Here is an 18,043-nt window from a genome sequence, read left to right as displayed (position 1 = left end):
TCATCATGGATAAGAAAGAACGGATTTTCGAGGCAGCGCACGAAATCCTCGGCGAGCAGGGCTTCTACGGCCTTTCCATTGCCGCGGTTGCCAAGAAAGCCAAGGTAGCGGCAGGCACCATCTATCGCTACTTCAGCGACAAGGATGATCTTGTCCGCCAGCTTTATCAGCACACCATTCTCAAGTGTCATCCCTTGGTCATGGAAGATGTGCAGATAGAAGAGGTGTCCTATCGGCAGTATCGACGCCTCTGGCTCAATATCGACGCCCTCTTTGCCAGCCACCCCAACGTACTTAAATGCAAATTGCAGTACGAAAGTTCTCCATTGGGGGCTGAATTGGAGCGTGATCCGGTCATAATGGCGACATGGGCCCCACTTGAGCGTTTCTTCGAACAGGGACGCCAGCAGGGTCTGTTCATCGATTTGCCCGTTCTGGTGCTGGAGGCCCTGAGTCTGAGCAGCGTGGTCAACCTGGTACAACAACGCCAGGCTCACGAATTTGAGTTGACACAAGAACAGTTGGAAACGGTCATCCGGGCCAGCTGGAATGCCATTTTAAACCCTAATTATTCCATCACAGGAGCCTGTTCATGAAAAAGTGGATGGCCATCATGTTGCTGATAGCACTCGCCCTGTTCGGCAGTGTCATCGGCTTCAATATGTTCAAGCAGAAGAAGATTGCAGAGTTCATGGCCAATCGACCCGAGCCCGAGTTCCCGGTGACCGCCATGGTGACCAAGGCGCAGGACTGGATCCCCACCATAGAGGCGATCGGCTTCATCGAGCCCAACCAGGGGGTCACCCTTTCCAGTGAACTGGCTGGCACCATAGACAACATCAGTTTCGAATCCGGGGCTCAGGTCAAGGCGGATCAACTGCTGCTGAGCCTGGACTCCAGCGTGGAGAAGGCCAACCTGAACTCCTCCCGGGCCAGGCTGCCTGCGGCTCGTGCCAAGTTCGAGCGCTACCAGAACCTGTACCAGAAGAACTCCATCTCCCGGGATCAGCTGGATGATGCCGAAGCGAGCTACCGTTCACTGGAAGCGGACATCGAGAGCCTGAAGGGCACCATAGCCCGCCGCGAAGTCCGCGCCCCCTTCGGTGGCGTCGTGGGTCTGCGCAACGTCTTCCTCGGCCAGTATCTGGAACCCGGTACCGAGATAGTGCGACTGGAAGATACCAGCGTGATGCGCCTGCGCTTCACCGTGCCCCAGACCGACATCTCCAAGATTTCCCTCGGCCAGACCGTCAAGATCAACGTGGATGCCTATCCCCAGACCCAGTTTGACGGTCAGATCACCGCCATCGAGCCGGCGGTCAACTACCAGAGCGGCCTGATCCAGGTGCAAGCCAACATCCCGAACAACGGCGGCCAGCTGCGCTCCGGCATGTTCGCCCGCGCCAGCATCATACTGCCCACGGTGAAAGACCAGATAGTGATCCCGCAGTCTGCCATCTCCTTCACCCTCTATGGCGAGAACGTCTACGTCATTCACGAGGCAGACGGCGTGAAACGCGCCAAGCAGGTGGTGGTCAAGGCGGGTGAGCGTCGCGGCAATGATGTCCATGTGTTGTCCGGCATCAAGGCTGGCGATCAAATCGTGCTGTCGGGTCAGGTTCGCCTGAGCAACGATACCAAGGTGCACGTGGTCGAGAATGATGCCCTTGCCGTTCCGGCACAAACCCCGATGCTGTAAGCGCGGAGATCTGCGATGCGATTTACTGACATATTCATAAAACGGCCGGTACTGGCGATCTCGCTCAGCTTCCTGATAGCCCTGCTGGGCTTCCAGGCCATCTTCAAGATGCAGGTGCGGGAATATCCCGAGGTAATCAACACCGTCATCACGGTCAACACCAGCTACTACGGCGCCAGCTCGGATCTGATCCAGGGCTTCATCACCCAGCCGCTGGAGCAGGCGGTCGCGCAAGCCGACAACATCGACTTCATGACCTCCTCCAGCCAGCTGGGCAGCTCCACGGTGACGGCCTACATGAAGCTGAACACCGATCCGAACGCCGCGCTGTCCGACATCCTGGCCAAGGTCAACTCGGTGCGCTCCCAGTTGCCCAAAGAGGCGGAAGACCCCTCGGTCACCTCCTCCACGGGTTCCACCACTGCGGTGCTCTACATGGGCTTCACCAGCCCGGAGCTGAACTCCAGCCAGATCACCGACTATCTGGAGCGGGTCATCAAGCCCCAGCTGTTCACCGTGGGCGGGGTATCCAAGGTTGACCTCTACGGCGGGGTCGAGTTTGCCCTGCGGGTGTGGCTGGATCCGGCCAAGATGGCCGCCTTCGACCTGACCTCCAGCGACGTGATGACTGTGCTCAACAGCAACAACTATCAGTCGGCCACCGGTCAGGCCACCGGCTATTTCACCCTGTTCAACGGCAATGCCGAGACCCAGGTCAGCAATACCGATGAGCTCAAGCGTCTGGTGGTGGCGACCCGCGATGGCAAGGTGATCCGTCTCTCCGACATTGCCAAGGTGTCGCTGGAGAAGAGCCACGACATCTATCGCGCCAGCGCCAACGGCCGCGAGGCCGTGGTACTTGCCATCAATGCCGCGCCGACCGCCAACCCCATCAACATCGCCCACGATGTGCTGGAGCTGCTGCCGAGCCTGAAGAGCAACATGCCGAGCACCATGCAGGTCAACATCCTGTATGACTCCACCATCGCCATCAACGAGTCCATCAACGAGGTCATCAAGACCATACTGGAAGCGGCCGCCATCGTACTGGTGGTCATCACCCTGTTCCTCGGCTCCTTCCGGGCGGTCATCATCCCGATCATCACAATCCCGCTGAGCCTCATCGGCGTGGTGATGATGATGGACATGTTCGGTTTCTCGATAAACCTGATGACACTGCTCGCCATGGTGCTCGCCATCGGTCTGGTGGTGGATGACGCCATCGTGGTGCTGGAGAACGTCGACCGACACATCAAGGAGGGGGAAGAACCGTTCAGGGCCGCCATCATAGGGACCCGGGAGATCGCCGTGCCCGTCATCGCCATGACGGTGACCCTGGCTGCGGTATATGCGCCTATCGCCCTGATGGGAGGCATCACAGGCTCCCTGTTCAAGGAGTTCGCGCTGACCCTGGCGGGGGCCGTGTTCGTCTCCGGCATCATAGCGCTGACCCTGTCGCCCATGATGTGCTCCAAGATGCTCAAGGCCAACGAACAGCCAGGCAAGTTCGAGAGCACAGTGCATCACCTGCTGGATAAGATGACGGCCCGCTACGACAGCATGCTGCATGCGGTCATGCAGCGCCGCATCGTGGTCATCCTGTTCGCCGTCATCGTGTTCGGCAGCCTGCCGCTGCTGTTCAAGTTCATCCCGAGCGAGCTGGCCCCGTCCGAGGACAAGGGGGTCATGGCCGTGCTGGGGACGGCACCGTCCAATGCCAACCTGGACTACATCGAGAACACCATGGCGGACGTGAACAAGGTGCTGGATGACCAGCCCGAGATCGCCTACTCCCAGGTCTTCTCCGGGGTGTTCAACGCCAACCAGGCCTTCGGCATCGCCTCCATGGTGCCCTGGAGCCAGCGTGAGGCGAGCCAGAAAGAGGTGCTGGATCGAGTGGCCGGTCTGGTGAAGGACATCCCCGGGATGGCCATCACCACCTTCCAGTTCCCGGAACTGCCAGGCGCCTCCAGCGGTCTGCCCATCCAGTTCGTCATCACCACCCCGAACAGCTTCGAGAGCCTGTTCCTGATCGCGGGTGAGATGCTGGCGGCAACCCAGGCCAACGGCCAGTTCGTCTATTCGGATCTCGATCTGAACTACGACTCGGCCACCATGAAGATCAGCATCGACAAGGACAAGGCGGGTGCCTACGGCATCACCATGCAGGACATCGGCATCACCATGGGCACCATGATGGCGGACGGTTACGTCAACCGGATCGATCTGGATGGCCGCTCCTACGAGGTGATCCCCCAGGTGGAGCGCAAATTCCGTCTCAACCCCGAGTCCATCAAGGGTTATTACGTGCGCGCCGCCGACGGCAAGTCGATCCCGCTGGGCAGCCTGATCAAGATTGAAGTGGTTGGCGAGCCCCGCGCCCTGCCCCACTTCAACCAGCTGAACTCTGCCACCATAGGCGCCGTACCGGCACCCGGTGTGGCCATGGGGGATGCGATCAACTGGTTCAAGGCCACCGCCGAAGAGAAGCTGCCGCAAGGCTATCGCTACGACTTCATGGGTGAAGCCCGCCAGTTCGTGACCGAGGGCAATGCGCTCTATGCCACCTTCGCCCTGGCCCTGGCCATCATCTTCCTGGTGCTGGCGATCCAGTTCGAGTCGGTGCGTGACCCCCTGGTGATCATGGTGTCGGTCCCCCTTGCCATCAGCGGGGCCCTGATTGCCCTGGCATGGGGCCTGGCCACCATGAACATCTACTCCCAGGTGGGCCTCATCACCCTGGTGGGTCTGATTACCAAGCACGGTATTCTGATCTGCGAGGTGGCGAAGGAGGAGCAGCTGCTGCACGGCATGAACCGGATGCAGGCCGTGATGCAGGCTGCCAAGGTGCGTCTGCGCCCCATCCTGATGACCACGGCGGCCATGATCGCCGGCCTGATCCCGCTGCTCTATGCGGCGGGTGCGGGGGCGGCCCAGCGCTTCAGCATCGGCATCGTCATCGTGGCGGGTCTGGCCATCGGCACCCTGTTCACCCTGTTCGTGCTGCCGGTGATCTACACCTTCCTGGCCTCGGAGCACAAACCGCTGCCGGAATTCGACGAGTCCATTCCGGCCAAGGCGAAAGGAAACCATTGATCCTCAGCCAACAGCAACAAGGCCCCGAAAGGGGCCTTATTTTTATCCATTTCATGACCCACGACATGAGTCCATGAAGCAGTTAAACTAGGCCGTTCGCAATCCAGACCGCAAGGATGCCATGTCAGGAATCTTCTCCAGGGCCATAGGCCTTAACGGACTCTCTTATCGTCTGCTTTCCTACATTCTGATCTGCAGCACAGTGTTGGCACTGGTCATCACGGTGCTGCAGCTCGCCTGGGATTACAACAAGGACGTCACCGTCATCGAGGCCAGCATCGACCAGATCGAGGCCTCCTTCCTGCAACCCATCTCCGCCAGCCTGTGGAACCTGGATGAAGAGCAGGTCAAGGTGCAGATCGAAGGCATCATGAACCTGCCCAACATGCAGTTCGTCATGGTCAAGGAGATGCTGGGCAACTCGGAAGTGCCGCTGCTGACCCAGGGGGTGGAGCAGGCGCAATACGACATCTCCCGCGAATTCAGCCTCACCTATCAGGGAGAGGTGGTCGGCAAGCTGTTCGTCGCCGCCACCCTGGATCAGGTCTACCAGCGGCTGATCGAGAAATCGGTGCTGATCCTGGTCAGCCAGACCATCAAGACCCTGGTCGTCTCCCTCTGCATCCTGGTCATCATCTATTACCTGGTGATCCGCCATATCAACCGCATCGTCAGCTACGCCCAGAAACTGAGCCTGGATCGGCTGGCGGTGGAGCTGACGCTGGAAGGGCGTCCCCTACCCCGCAAGCACCCGGACGAGTTCGATGCGTTGGCCGCCACCCTCAACCAGATGCGCACCCGATTGAATGACGAGTTCAACGCCCGCCATCAGGCAGCGGATCAACTCCAGCAGGAGCGGGACTTCTCCGCCACCCTGATCAACTCCGCCAACATGGTCATCTGCTGCATGGAGCCGGATCTCAACATCGCCAGCATCAACCCGGCCGCCATACTGCTCACCGGCTATCACCACGAGGAGCTGCTGCAGCACAACTGGCTGGATCTCTTCGTCAGCGAGGAGCAGCGGGCCGAGCTCGCGGCCACCCTGGCGGATCAGGGCTCCCTCGAGGACAGGGAGATCACCATGCACGACCAGCAGGGCAGCGAACTCGTCCTGCAGTGGACCTTCGCCCCCTTCTACGAGGGGCCGAATCTCAAGTATCTGATTGGCTTCGGTTACGACATCACCCCCCTCAAGAAGGTGGAGCGTGAAATCATACTGTTCAACGAACAGCTGGAAGGCAAGGTGGCGGAGCGTACCCGCAGCCTGAGCGATGCCAACGACCAGCTGGGCAAGGCCTATGACGATCTGAAACAGGCGCAGCAGACCCTGGTGGAGTCGGAGAAGATGGCCTCCCTGGGTTCGCTGGTGGCCGGCGTGGCCCACGAGATCAACACCCCCATCGGCATCAGCGTCACGGCCTCCTCCTATCTGCAGGAGCGGGTGGCCGACTTCAAGCAGCACCTCGAGGCCAAGCAGCTGCCGCGCACCTATCTCAACGAGTTCACCCAGAACCTAGACGAGTCGATGCAACTGCTGCAGGGCAACCTGAGGCGGGCCTCGGAGCTCATCGCCAGCTTCAAGCAGGTGGCGGTGGATCAGTCGTCCGAGGCGCGCTACAACTTCAGCCTCGCCGACAACCTGCATCAGGTGGTGGTCTCCCTCGGCTACAAGCTGAAGAAGGCCCAATGCGAGGTCGACATTCAATGCGATCCCAAGCTGGCCATCTACTCCTTCCCCGGCAGCTTCACCCAGATCTATTCCAACCTGATCCTCAACTCCATCCATCACGGTTTCGACAGCTGGGACAGGCCCAAGAAGATCACCATCAGGGTGGAGCAGCAGGGTGACGAGCTGGTCATCGACTACAGCGACAACGGTCGCGGCATCCCCCCGGAGATACTGCCGCGCATCTTCGATCCCTTCGTCACCTCCAAGCGAGGCCAGGGTGGCAGCGGGCTCGGCACCCACATCATCTACAACCTAGTGGTGCAACTGCTGCGCGGCCGCATCCATTGCGCCAGCGAACCTGGCCAGGGTGCCCAGTTCCATATCCGCCTGCCGATCCGGCAGAACTGAACGCCGGCTCTTGTGAGCCGGCCACTTTGTCCCCATCATGCTGTGATTGCATTCTTAACGAGCGGAGAACCTCGCAATGGCACAGCATTTTGACTATATCGCCATCGGCGGCGGCAGCGGCGGCATCGCCTCGGCCAACCGGGCTGCCATGTATGGCAAGAAAGTCGCCCTGATTGAAGCCAAAGAGCTGGGGGGTACCTGCGTCAACGTCGGCTGCGTGCCGAAGAAGGCCATGTGGTATGCCGGCCAGATCGCCGATGCCCTGAGATACGGGGCCGACTACGGCTTCGACACCACCCTCAATCACTTCAGCTGGGCCAGGCTGGTCGAGTCCCGTCAGGCCTATATTGGCCGCATCCACAAGTCCTACGAGAATGTGCTGGGCAAGAACCAGATCACCGTCATCAAGGGCTTCGCCCGTTTCGTCAGCAGCAACACCATCGAGGTTGATGGCGAGCAGTACAGCGCCGATCACATACTGATCGCCACCGGTGGCCGCCCCGAGGTCCCGACCATACCGGGCGCCGAACTCGGCATCGACTCCGACGGCTTCTTCGATCTGCAAAGCCAGCCCAAGCGGGTCGCCGTGGTCGGTGCCGGCTACATCGCGGTCGAGATCGCCGGCGTGATGCAGGCGCTTGGCTCCGAGACCCATCTGGTGGTGCGCAAGCATGCGCCGCTGCGCAACTTCGACCCCATGATCCACGAGACCCTGGTGGAGATCATGGCCCAGGAAGGGCCCAGGCTGCACACCCACGCCGTGCCCAAGGCCGTGGTCAAGAACGCCGACGACAGCCTGACCCTGCAACTGGAAGATGGTCGCCACCTCACGGTGGACTGCCTGATCTGGGCCATCGGCCGCGTGCCCGCCACCGACAACCTCAATCTGGCCGCCACCGGCATCACCCTGGACGAGAAGGGCTTCATCCCCACCGACAAGTTCCAGAACACCGCCGTCGCCAACCTCTATGCGGTGGGTGACAACACCGGCCGCATCCAGCTCACCCCGGTGGCCGTCGCGGCAGGTCGCCGCCTCTCCGAGCGGCTGTTCAACAACAAGCCGAGCGAGCACCTCAACTACGATCTGGTACCGACCGTGGTGTTCAGCCACCCCCCCATCGGCACCATAGGTCTGACCGAGCCGGAAGCCATCGCCGAATACGGTGAAGATCAGGTCAAGGTCTACCGCAGCCAGTTCACCGCCATGTATTCGGCCCTGACCCAGCATCGCCAGCCCACCCGGATGAAGCTGGTCTGCGTCGGCCCCGAGGAGAAGGTGGTCGGCCTGCACGGCATCGGCTTTGCGATGGACGAGATACTGCAGGGCTTTGGCGTCGCCATGAAGATGGGTGCCACCAAGGCAGACTTCGACAACTGCGTCGCCATCCATCCGACCAGCGCGGAAGAGTTTGTCACCATGCGCTGAGGCTGAGGCAGGGGAACAGGAACACCGGGGGTCAAACCGACAACTGCGTTCCCCTTCCCATCCCACCAGCGCGGAAGAATTTGTCACCATGCGCTGAGGCTGAGGAAGGGGAACAGGGAGACAGAGGTCAAACCGACAACTGCGTTCCCCCTTCCCATCCCACCAGCGCAGAAGAGTCTGTGACCATGCGTTGAGAGCCGCTGGCAACGGCATAAGCCTCGCTCTCCAAACCCGGCCCAGGCCGGTTTTTTTGATCCCTCCCCACCCGATTCCCTCTGAAATCGGCGTTCTTTACGCCGATTTTACGCTCCCCCAATGCCCCTTTATGGCGCCTTTACGCCCGTTTTACATACCCTTTCAGCGTCAATGACACCAACGGAGTCGATATGGATATGCATCGACTCTCGACGCTAATTATCTCAACGGAGTCGTTATGAATTGGCTATATCTGCTGCTGGTCCTCGCCCTGATGGGTTACCTGATGCGTGCACTGACGCATAGCCACGAGTGAGGGACTTGAAGATGCGGCAAGTAATTATCCATCCGGTAGCCTGCAAGCAACCGGGCCTCACGGGCTATCCAATGCGTGCACTGATGCACTGCGACCACGAGTGAGGGATCTGATATGTGGCAAGAAATAATCTATCCGGTGGCCTTCGTGCTGCTGGTCCTGCTGCCGGCACCCCTGCTCGGCAGCTATATGTATCGCGTGTTCGAGGGCAAGAGTCGCTGGCTCGCGCCGGTCGAGCGCGCCACCCTGGCCTGCTGCGGCACGGACGGACGGGAGCAGGACTGGAAGTCCTACGCCCTCAGCCTGCTGGCCTTCAACGGTGCCGGTTTCGGTCTGCTGTTCCTGATCCTGATGGCTCAGGGGCTGCTGCCCCTCAACCCGCAACAGCTGCCGGGCCTGAGCTGGCAACTCGCCTTCAACACCGCCGTCAGCTTCATGACCAACACCAACTGGCAAGCCTATTCCGGTGAGGCCAGCCTCTCCTACTTCAGCCAGATGGTGGGGCTCACCACCCAGAACTTCGTCTCCGCCGCCACCGGTGCTACCGTCGCCGTCGCGCTGTTCCGCGGTCTCTCCCGCCAGCAGACCATACACCTTGGCAACTTCTGGCAGGATCTGGTGCGCTTCTGCCTCTACGTGCTGCTGCCCATGGCGTTGATCATGGCGCTGCTGCTGGTGTGGCAAGGGGTTCCCCAGAGTCTGTCGGCCTATCTGCCGTTCCATGCCCTGGAAGGTCAGGAGCAGCTGCTGCCGCTCGGCCCTGCCGCCTCGCAGATCGCCATCAAGCAGCTCGGCTCCAACGGTGGCGGCTTCTTCGGCGTCAACTCGGCCCACCCGTTCGAGAACCCGACCGCCCTCTCCAACTGGCTGGAGATGGTCACCCTGCTGACCATTCCCGCCGCCCTGGTCTGCACCCTGGGCCGTTACGTTAAGGATTCTGGTCACGGCCGCGCCATCCTCGCCGCCATGACGCTGCTGTTCGTGATGGGGCTCGGCCTCTCCGTCTATCAGGAGTTGCAACCGGATCCTGCGCTCGCCCAGCTCACCACCCAGGCAGGCAACTGGGAAGGCAAGGAGAGCCGCTTCGGCCCCGTGCTCTCCAGCATCTGGGAAGTGGCGACCACTTCGGCCTCCAACGGCTCTGTCAACGCCATGCACGACAGCTTCACCCCGCTGGGTGGCATGGTCGGCATGATCAACATGCTGCTCGGTGAGGTCATCTTCGGCGGCGTGGGTGCCGGTATCTACGGCATGATGCTGTTCGTGCTGCTGACCGTGTTCCTGTGCGGCCTGATGGTCGGGCGCACGCCGACCTATCTCGGCAAGCGCCTCGGGATCACCGAGATGAAATGGGTGGTCGCCAGCATGCTGGTGATGCCGGTCGGGGTTCTGGTGATCGGCGGGGTAACGCTGCTGATGCCGGATGCCGCCACCATCATGGGTCACGATGGCCCCCACGGCCTGTCCAGGTTGATCTACAACTACGCCTCGGCCGCCGGCAACAACGGCTCGGCCTTCGGGGGCTTCGCCGCCGCGGACAACTGGCAGTGCGTCGCCATCGGTCTGGCCATGCTGCTCGGTCGCTTCGGCTACATCATTCCGGTACTGGCCATCGCCGGTCAGCTCTCGCGCGCCTCCCAACAGGATGCCGGCGAGGGTGACTTCCCCATCCGCGGTCCGCTGTTTATTACCTTGCTGATCATCACAGTGCTGCTGATAGGCGGTCTCTCCTTCCTGCCGGTACTGGCGCTGGGCCCCGTCGCCGAGCATCTCCTGATACTGGGAGCGCTCTGATGACCCTGTTCATGTCAGTCACTTTACCGATGCCAATGACCGAACATCTGATGCTGGGAGCATTCAAATGAGCAAGTCCATCTCCATCCCTGCCCGCACCGAAAAGGTGAAGGGCAAGGGCAAGAAACAGACCTCACAAGTCGTGCAGGCCATGATCGAAGCCTTCTATCGCTTCAACCCCAAGGCGCTGTTTGGCAGCCCCATACTGTTCACCCTCTGGCTGGCCGCCGTGATGGCGACCGTGGAGTCCCTGCTGGGGCAGCCACTTTCCGGTGTCACCCCTTCACTGGCCTGGCAGCTGACGGCCTGGTTGTGGCTGACCCTGTGGTTTGCCAACTTCGCCGAAACCCTGGCAGAAGGCCGCGGCAAGGCGCGGGCCGACAGCCTGAAGGCGGGCATGAGCCAGCTCCAGGCGCGCAAGGTGCGGGATCCGAAAGATGGCCAGGGCGAATGGGTCGCGGCCACCAGCCTGCAAAAAGGGGATCTGGTGCTGGTGCGCAGCGGCGAGATGATCCCGGCCGACGGTGAAGTCGTTGCCGGTATCGCCTCCGTCAACGAGGCCGCCATCACAGGTGAATCCGCCCCCGTCATCCGCGAGTCCGGCACCGACCGCAGCGGCGTGACCGGCAACACCACTGTGGTCTCCGACGAGATCTGGGTCCGTGTGACCAACAATCCCGGGGAGAGCACGCTCGACCGAATGATAGCGCTGGTCGAGGGGGCCAAGCGCCAGAAGACCCCGAACGAGATGGCACTCGATGCCCTGCTGGTGGGTCTGACCCTGATCTTCCTGCTGGTGGTCGCCACCCTGCCCTGGTTCCTCGACTACAACGGCACCCAGGTACCGCGCCTCTACCTGCTGGCGCTGTTCATCACCCTGATCCCGACCACCATAGGGGGCCTGCTCTCCGCCATCGGCATCGCCGGCATGGACCGGCTGGTGAAGCTGAACGTGATCGCCAAGTCAGGTCGTGCCGTGGAGGCCGCCGGTGACGTGCGCACCCTGCTGCTGGACAAGACAGGTACCATCACCTTCGGCAACCGCATGGCCGACGAGCTGATCCCTGCCCCCGGCGTCGATCCCTCCCTGCTGGCCCAGGCCGCCATGCTGGCCTCCCTCGGCGACAACACCCCCGAGGGCAAGTCCATCCTGACCCTGGCCGGCAAGAGCATGGCCAAGCCGAGCCAGCTCGAGAGCGACAAGGTGATCCCCTTCAGCGCCGAGACCCGGTTGAGCGGTCTGGATCGCAACGGTCATCAATATCGCAAGGGGGCCGTGGATGCGGTGCTCAACTACCTCTCCCTCGATCGCAAGGGAGTGCCCGAGCTTATCCTGAAGGCGGTCGACAACATCGCCCGTCAGGGCGGTACCCCGCTGCTGGTCTGCACCCACGAGCAGTTGCTGGGGGTGGTGTACCTCAAGGACATCATCAAGCCAGGCATCAAGGCCCGCTTCCAGATCCTGCGTCACATGGGGATCCGCACCGTGATGATCACCGGGGACAACCCGCTGACCGCCGCCGCCATCGCCGCCGAAGCCGGGGTGGATGACTTCATCGCCGAGGCAACCCCGGAGAAGAAGCTGGCCTATATCCGTCAGGAGCAGGCCGATGGCCGCATGGTCGCCATGTGCGGTGACGGCGCCAACGACGCACCGGCCCTGGCCCAGGCGGACGTGGGGCTGGCCATGAACGAAGGCACCCAGGCCGCCAAGGAGGCGGGCAACCTGGTGGATCTGGACTCCAACCCCACCAAGCTGCTGGACGTGGTGCTGGTGGGCAAGCAGTTGCTGGTCACCCGGGGTGCCCTGACCACCTTCTCCATCGCCAACGACGTGGCCAAGTACTTCGCCATACTGCCGGCCCTCTTCATCGCGGCCTACCCGCAGCTGGGGGCACTGAACCTGATGCAACTCGGCAGCCCAGAGAGCGCCATACTGTCGGCCATCATCTTCAACGCCCTGATCATAGTGGCGCTGGTACCGCTGGCGCTGCGGGGGGTCAACGTGAAGGGCTCCGCCGCCAGCCTGCTGCGCCGCAACCTGTTGATCTATGGTCTCGGTGGCCTGGTCGTGCCCTTCATTGGAATCAAGTTGATCGATCTGGTCATCACAGGCCTGGGTCTGGTGTAACCACATAACGGGTGCAAGCCTGGCCTGCACCCCATCAATCTGTTTGGAGCAAGAAAATCATGATAGCAATCAGAACCCTGCTGACCCTGACCCTGCTGCTGGGTGTCGGCTACCCCCTGGCCGTCACCGGACTGGCCCAGCTGCTGTTCCCCTGGCAGGCCAACGGCAGCCAGCTGACCGATGCCAAGCAGCAGCTGATCGGCAGCGCCCTGCTGGCGCAAAAATTCGAGCGGGCGGAGTACTTCCACTCCCGTCCCTCCGCCAGCGACTTCACCACCATAGGCAGCGGCGCCAGCAACCTGGGGATGAGCTCCCCCCTGCGCAGCGAATTTGCCAAGGCACAGGGTAATTACCAGTCCCCCGCCATGCTGACCCGCTCAGGTTCGGGCCTGGATCCCCACCTGCCCCTGGATGCCGTGCTGGCCCAGGTGGAGCGCGTCGCCAAGCAACGCGGGCTGGATCCCGCTTCCCTGACGGAGCAGGTCAAGTCGTCGACACAAGCTGGTATCCTTGGCCCCCAGGTGGTCAACATCCTCCAGTTGAATCTGTTGCTCGATCAGCACAAGGACGCATGATGGCGCGCCTGGCTGGCCCGAGTTGGAGGGCGACCCAGATTTTCGAACCGAGCCGGCAGTTGCTCCATAAGGATGATGATGCGTGATGTGGTAAAAGCGGGTGCCTTGCTGGCAAGCATGAAGCAGGAGCACGGGAATGCGTGATGAGGTTAAGGCGGGGGCCTTGCTGACAAGCATGAAGCAGGAGCACGTGAATGCGTGATGAGGTTCGGGCCGACGCCTTGCTGGCAAGCCTGGAAGAGGAACACAAGGGCAAGCTGAAGGTCTTCCTCGGCGCCGCCCCCGGCGTAGGCAAGACCTACGCCATGTTGCAGGCGGTGCGGGAACAGGCCAAGGAAGGGGTCGACATTCTCATCGGCGTGGTCGAGACCCACGGGCGCCAGGAGACCCTGGCGCTGCTCGACAAGCTCGCCATCCAGCCACGCAAGCTGCATCACCACCGCCAGCAACGACTGGAGGAGATGGACCTGGATGGCTTGCTCGAACGCAAGCCATCCATCGTAGTGGTGGATGAGCTGGCCCATACCAATGCTCCCGGCAGCCGCCACGAGAAACGCTGGCAGGATGTGGAGGAGCTGCTCGGCGCCGGCATAGACGTCTACTCCACCCTCAACGTACAACATCTGGAGAGCCTCAACGATCTGGTGTGGCAGCTGACCGGAGTCAGGGTCAAGGAGACCCTGCCCGATCAGGTGCTGCTGGAGGCGGACAGCATAGTCCTCATAGACCTGCCCCCCAAGGAGCTGCTCGGCCGGCTCAAGGAGGGCAAGGTCTATGTGCCCCATCAGGCCAAGGCCGCCCTGCAATCCTTCTTCTCCCTCAACAACCTGACCGCCCTGCGCGAGCTGGCGATGCAGACTGCCGCCAGCCACGTGGAGGGGGATCTGCAACTGCAATGGCAGGCGGCGGGCAAGACCACGCTGCCGCTGCGGGGCAAGCTGATGGTCTGCCTCGGGGATCAGCACGGCTCGGCCCTGGTGCGCTACGGCCACCGCTTCGCCCAGCGCCGCCAGCTACCCTGGCTGGTGGTGCACATCGACAGCAAGGGGCAGCGCTCCCCTGAGCTGGAGCAGGCGCTGGCGCTGGCCTCTCACCTCGGCGCCAAGGTGCTGACCCTCTCCAGCCCGGCGGTCGCCGATGCCCTGCTGGAGACGGCCGAACAGCAGCAGGTCTCGCAGCTGTTGCTCGGCAAGCCCCACAACCCGCCCTGGCGCCGCTCCCTGGTGCAGCACCTGCTGAAACAGGCACAGGGATTCGAGATCACGCTGGTGGACACGGAGAAGAACAAGCCAGGGCTGAGGCTGCAACCACTCCACCCCAAGGACATTCGCCAGAGCCTGCTGGCCATCGCCATTATGGCGGTGACCTCAGCCAGCGCCTGGGGGCTCTCCCACTGGCTGCCGCCCGCCTCCCTGCCGCTGCTGTTCGTGCTGGGGGTACTCGCCACTGCCCTCACCACCAGCCTGGTGCCCGCCATCCTGGCGGCCGTGCTGGGATTCGTCGCGCACAATCTGCTGTTCACCGCCCCCTACTTCTCCCTGAGCGTCGCCAGCCACAGCGACCTGCTCACCCTGTTCGTGCTGCTCATCGTCGGCATGACGGCGGGGCGGCTCGCCTCCCGCCAGCGCCAGCAGCTGGTAGGCTTGCGCGAGACCCAGCAGCTCGGCAACGCCCTGCTCTCTCTCAGCCAGGGGCTGGCCACCGCCAGCAGCCCGGTGGAGGTGCTCAGGCAGGGTACCCAGGCCATCTCCCTCGCCCTGGGGCAGCCCGTGTTCGCCCTGGATGAGGAGTACCAGTACAGAGCCGGAGACGAGGTGCGGGCACCGGGCCAGACCGACAAGGCCGCCATCGACTGGTGCCTGGCCCAGAAGCAGAGCGCCGGGGCCCACACCGCCACCCTCAATGCGGCCGAGGCCCAGTACCACCACCTCACCGATGAACTGGTGCTGGGGATACGGCTGGCCAGCCCGCTCGCCTCCTCCGCCGAACATCAGTTGCAGGCGCTGCTCACCGACATCCGCGCCGCCCTGGCGCGGATCGATCTCAACGAGCGGCTGGCCGACAGCCAGCTGCAGGCGGAGACGGATCGGATGCGCGCCGCCCTGCTCTCCTCGGTCTCCCACGATCTGAAAACGCCGCTCGCCACCATCATGGGGGCCGGCAGCACACTGCTGGAATACGGTGACAGGATCAGTGCCGAGGATCGCAACGAGCTGCTCCACTCGGTGCAGGAGGAGGCGCGCCGCTTGCACAGCTATGTGCAGAACCTGCTGGACATGACCCGCATAGGCTCCCCGGACTTCCAGCTGAAGCGGGAGTGGGTCGACCTCGCCGACCTGGTGGAGAGTGCCCGCAAGCGGCTGGACTCCTCCTGGCGCCAGCACAAGCTGCTGATCCACTTCGATCAGCAGATCCCCCAGCTCTATGTGCACGGCGCCCTGATCGAGCAGGTGCTGGTCAACATCCTCGACAACGCCTCCCGCTATTCACCAGCCGGCACCCCCATAGAGTTCAAGGTGATGCTGGCGGATCCCGACCTCATCATCGACATCATCGACATCGGGGTCGGCATCGCAGAATCGGATCGGGACAAGATCTTCAATCTGTTCTATACCCAGCCGGTGGGGGATTGCGGCAGTCGCGGCACCGGACTTGGCCTCGCCATTTCCCGCGCTATGATAGAGGCCCACGGTGGTCGCATCTGGGCATTTGCCGGCCCCAACGGCAACGGCACCTGCATGCGCATCTCCCTGCCACTCTCTCTCAACTCACCTGAGGTATGATGCATACATTTCGGGTTTCTGACCCTTCAACACTCGCCTCTGGAGGTTAGATGGCTCATATCCTGGTCATAGATGATGAAGCGGCCATTCGCCGCTTTCTGCGGATCAGCCTGGTCGCCGAGGGGCACCAGGTGAGCGAGGCGGTGGGCGTCAACGAAGGGCTGGCGCAGTACCGCCACCTCAACCCCGATCTGGTGATCCTGGATCTCGGCCTGCCGGACGGGGACGGCATCCAGATCTTGCAGGCCATCCGCGAGCACCACCCCAACCCAGTGCTGGTGCTGTCGGCACGAGATTCGGAGCAGGAGAAGGTGCGGCTGCTGGATGCCGGGGCCAACGACTACATGAGCAAGCCGTTCGGCATCGGCGAGATGATGGCCCGCATCCGGGTGCTGCTGCGCCAGCGCGCCGGGGTCAGCAGCGGCGAATGCCGCCACTTTCCCCAATGCGGCCTGAGCCTGGATACCGGCAGTCACAAGGTCACCATGGGAGATAAGGAGATCCCCCTCTCCCGCAAGGAGTTCGCCCTGCTGCAGGCCCTGGTGTGTCACCCCGGCAAGCTGGTGCTGCAGACCCAGCTGCTCAACGACATCTGGGGGCCAAGCCACAAGGAGGATACCCACTACCTGCGCATCGTCATCGCCAGCCTGCGCAAGAAGCTGGGAGACAACCCCCAGAACCCCAGTCTGATCGAGACCGAATCCGGCATCGGCTACCGCTTCATCGGCAGTTGAAACCGTCACAGGCAGCCTACCCCGTTCGAAACACCATACCCGGTATCGGCAACTGACGTTTCACGTGGAACGACGCCCGCAGCAAATCAGCGCCAGCAGACCACAACCACAGAGCAACAGGCCGAGATCCTGCAATCCGGCCGCCACCGCCAACCCCAGACTGAGCAGCAGGTAGTAGCCGAGCCCGAACAGGGCGCCAGCACTGCCTGCCACCTCGCGATAGGCCAGCAGCGCCTGGCTCAGCACATTGGGGATCGCCACCCCGTAGGCCACCACTATCCCCATCATGGGCAGCAGGAACCAGAGCGAGGCCTGACTCGCCCAGACCAGCAGCCCGGCAACCAGTGCCAGAGTGCAGGCCAGCCTGATCAGAGATGACGGCTGCCACCCTCTTCCCAGCAGCTGCTTGTTGAACAGGCTGCCGAGCAGGGTCGCCAGCGCCAGCAAGATCCCCGAGTAACCAAACTCGCCGGTGCTCAATCCCAGCCCGGCAAACAGGAAGGGCGCCAGACTGTAGTAGCCAAACAGCATGGTGTTGAACAGGGCGACCAGCAGGGCACTGCGCCAGAGCCCGCCATCTTTCATCATCCGGCACGCCAGCGGCCAGAGCGCAACCCGCTGAGTCGTGGCCGGACGGGTTTCCGGCAGCCACCGACCGGCCACCAGCAGCAACACAGCCGCCAGCACCAGCAGGCCGCTGAAGACCCCGAGATAGCCAAGCCGCTCGGCCAGCAGTCCGCCGCTCACCAACCCCAGCACGGGGCTGAGGGAGAGCGCCATGCCCATCACCGAGAAGACCCGCGCCAGATCGCTGCCCTGATAGCTGTCGCGCAGCATGGTCTGGGTCACCACGGATCCCACGGCGGCGCCGAAGGCCGAGATGACCCGGGCCAGCAGCAACACCTCGAACTCATTGGCCAACAGCGCCAGCAGGGTGCCGACGCCATAGGTGAGCAGACCTGCCAGCATGGCGGGACGCCGCCCGATCAGATCGCAGAGCCTGCCCCAGCAGACCACACCCACCGCAAACGCCAGAAAATAGACCGACAGGGTCTGGGATGCCTGCCCCTCGCTCACCCGGAACTGGGTGGCGATCTGGGTCAGCACCGGGCTGTAGATGGTCTCCACTATCTGGGGAAACATCATCAATCCCACCACCAGCCAGCGCGGTGGCAACTTGTTGTTCATGACAAACCTCCTTCACAAGAGGTCGC

At 62.5% G+C, this 18,043-nt stretch carries 11 protein-coding genes; 10 read left to right on the top strand and 1 reads right to left on the bottom strand.

Annotated features, from left to right (window positions below):
• Positions 1-5 precede the first annotated feature (5 nt).
• The 10 genes from ACWPWQ_RS18190 (at position 6) to ACWPWQ_RS18145 (ending at position 16,829) form a co-directional block, all read left to right on the top strand.
• Positions 6-596, top strand: coding sequence for a TetR/AcrR family transcriptional regulator (locus ACWPWQ_RS18190; RefSeq protein WP_139437092.1), 591 nt, complete (start codon positions 6-8; stop codon positions 594-596).
• Positions 593-1,699, top strand: coding sequence for an efflux RND transporter periplasmic adaptor subunit (locus tag ACWPWQ_RS18185; RefSeq protein WP_454010445.1), 1,107 nt, complete (start codon positions 593-595; stop codon positions 1,697-1,699). The genes ACWPWQ_RS18190 and ACWPWQ_RS18185 overlap by 4 nt, the downstream gene beginning before the upstream one ends.
• A 15-nt stretch (positions 1,700-1,714) precedes the next feature.
• On the top strand, positions 1,715-4,795 hold the full coding sequence (locus ACWPWQ_RS18180; protein ID WP_139437096.1) for a multidrug efflux RND transporter permease subunit: 3,081 nt from the start codon (positions 1,715-1,717) through the stop codon (positions 4,793-4,795).
• Positions 4,796-4,916: 121 nt separating this feature from the next.
• A complete protein-coding gene (locus tag ACWPWQ_RS18175; protein ID WP_454010444.1) occupies positions 4,917-6,875 on the top strand; it encodes an ATP-binding protein in 1,959 nt (652 codons plus the stop codon).
• A 76-nt stretch (positions 6,876-6,951) separates the two neighbouring features.
• Positions 6,952-8,301: a glutathione-disulfide reductase gene (gene gorA / locus ACWPWQ_RS18170; protein ID WP_319916375.1), complete on the top strand. Its 1,350-nt coding sequence runs from the start codon at positions 6,952-6,954 to the stop codon at positions 8,299-8,301.
• A gap of 625 nt (positions 8,302-8,926) precedes the next feature.
• Entirely contained in the window at positions 8,927-10,606 is a 1,680-nt protein-coding gene (gene kdpA / locus ACWPWQ_RS18165) for a potassium-transporting ATPase subunit KdpA (protein ID WP_202047986.1), read from the top strand.
• A gap of 67 nt (positions 10,607-10,673) precedes the next feature.
• The gene (gene kdpB, locus ACWPWQ_RS18160) at positions 10,674-12,737 is read left to right on the top strand and encodes a potassium-transporting ATPase subunit KdpB (protein ID WP_139437104.1); all 2,064 of its coding nucleotides are present in this window, start codon (positions 10,674-10,676) and stop codon (positions 12,735-12,737) included.
• A gap of 59 nt (positions 12,738-12,796) precedes the next feature.
• Complete coding sequence (locus tag ACWPWQ_RS18155) at positions 12,797-13,312, top strand: potassium-transporting ATPase subunit C (protein ID WP_202047987.1); 516 nt, start codon at positions 12,797-12,799, stop codon at positions 13,310-13,312.
• A 194-nt stretch (positions 13,313-13,506) separates the two neighbouring features.
• A complete protein-coding gene (locus ACWPWQ_RS18150) occupies positions 13,507-16,095 on the top strand; it encodes a sensor histidine kinase (RefSeq protein ID WP_139437107.1) in 2,589 nt (862 codons plus the stop codon).
• A gap of 50 nt (positions 16,096-16,145) precedes the next feature.
• Positions 16,146-16,829, top strand: a complete 684-nt coding sequence (locus ACWPWQ_RS18145) for a response regulator (protein ID WP_454010443.1) — start codon at positions 16,146-16,148, stop codon at positions 16,827-16,829.
• A gap of 60 nt (positions 16,830-16,889) precedes the next feature.
• Here the strand turns inward: ACWPWQ_RS18145 and ACWPWQ_RS18140 are convergent, their stop codons facing one another.
• Positions 16,890-18,017 (bottom strand): multidrug effflux MFS transporter, encoded by a 1,128-nt coding sequence (locus tag ACWPWQ_RS18140; protein ID WP_454010442.1) that lies wholly within the window; start codon positions 18,015-18,017, stop codon positions 16,890-16,892.
• Positions 18,018-18,043 lie beyond the last annotated feature (26 nt).

The organism is Aeromonas sp. Marseille-Q7275 (assembly GCF_965119515.1).
The sequence above is the reverse complement of the archived record's forward strand: the minus strand, read 5'-3'. Positions and strand labels throughout refer to the sequence as shown.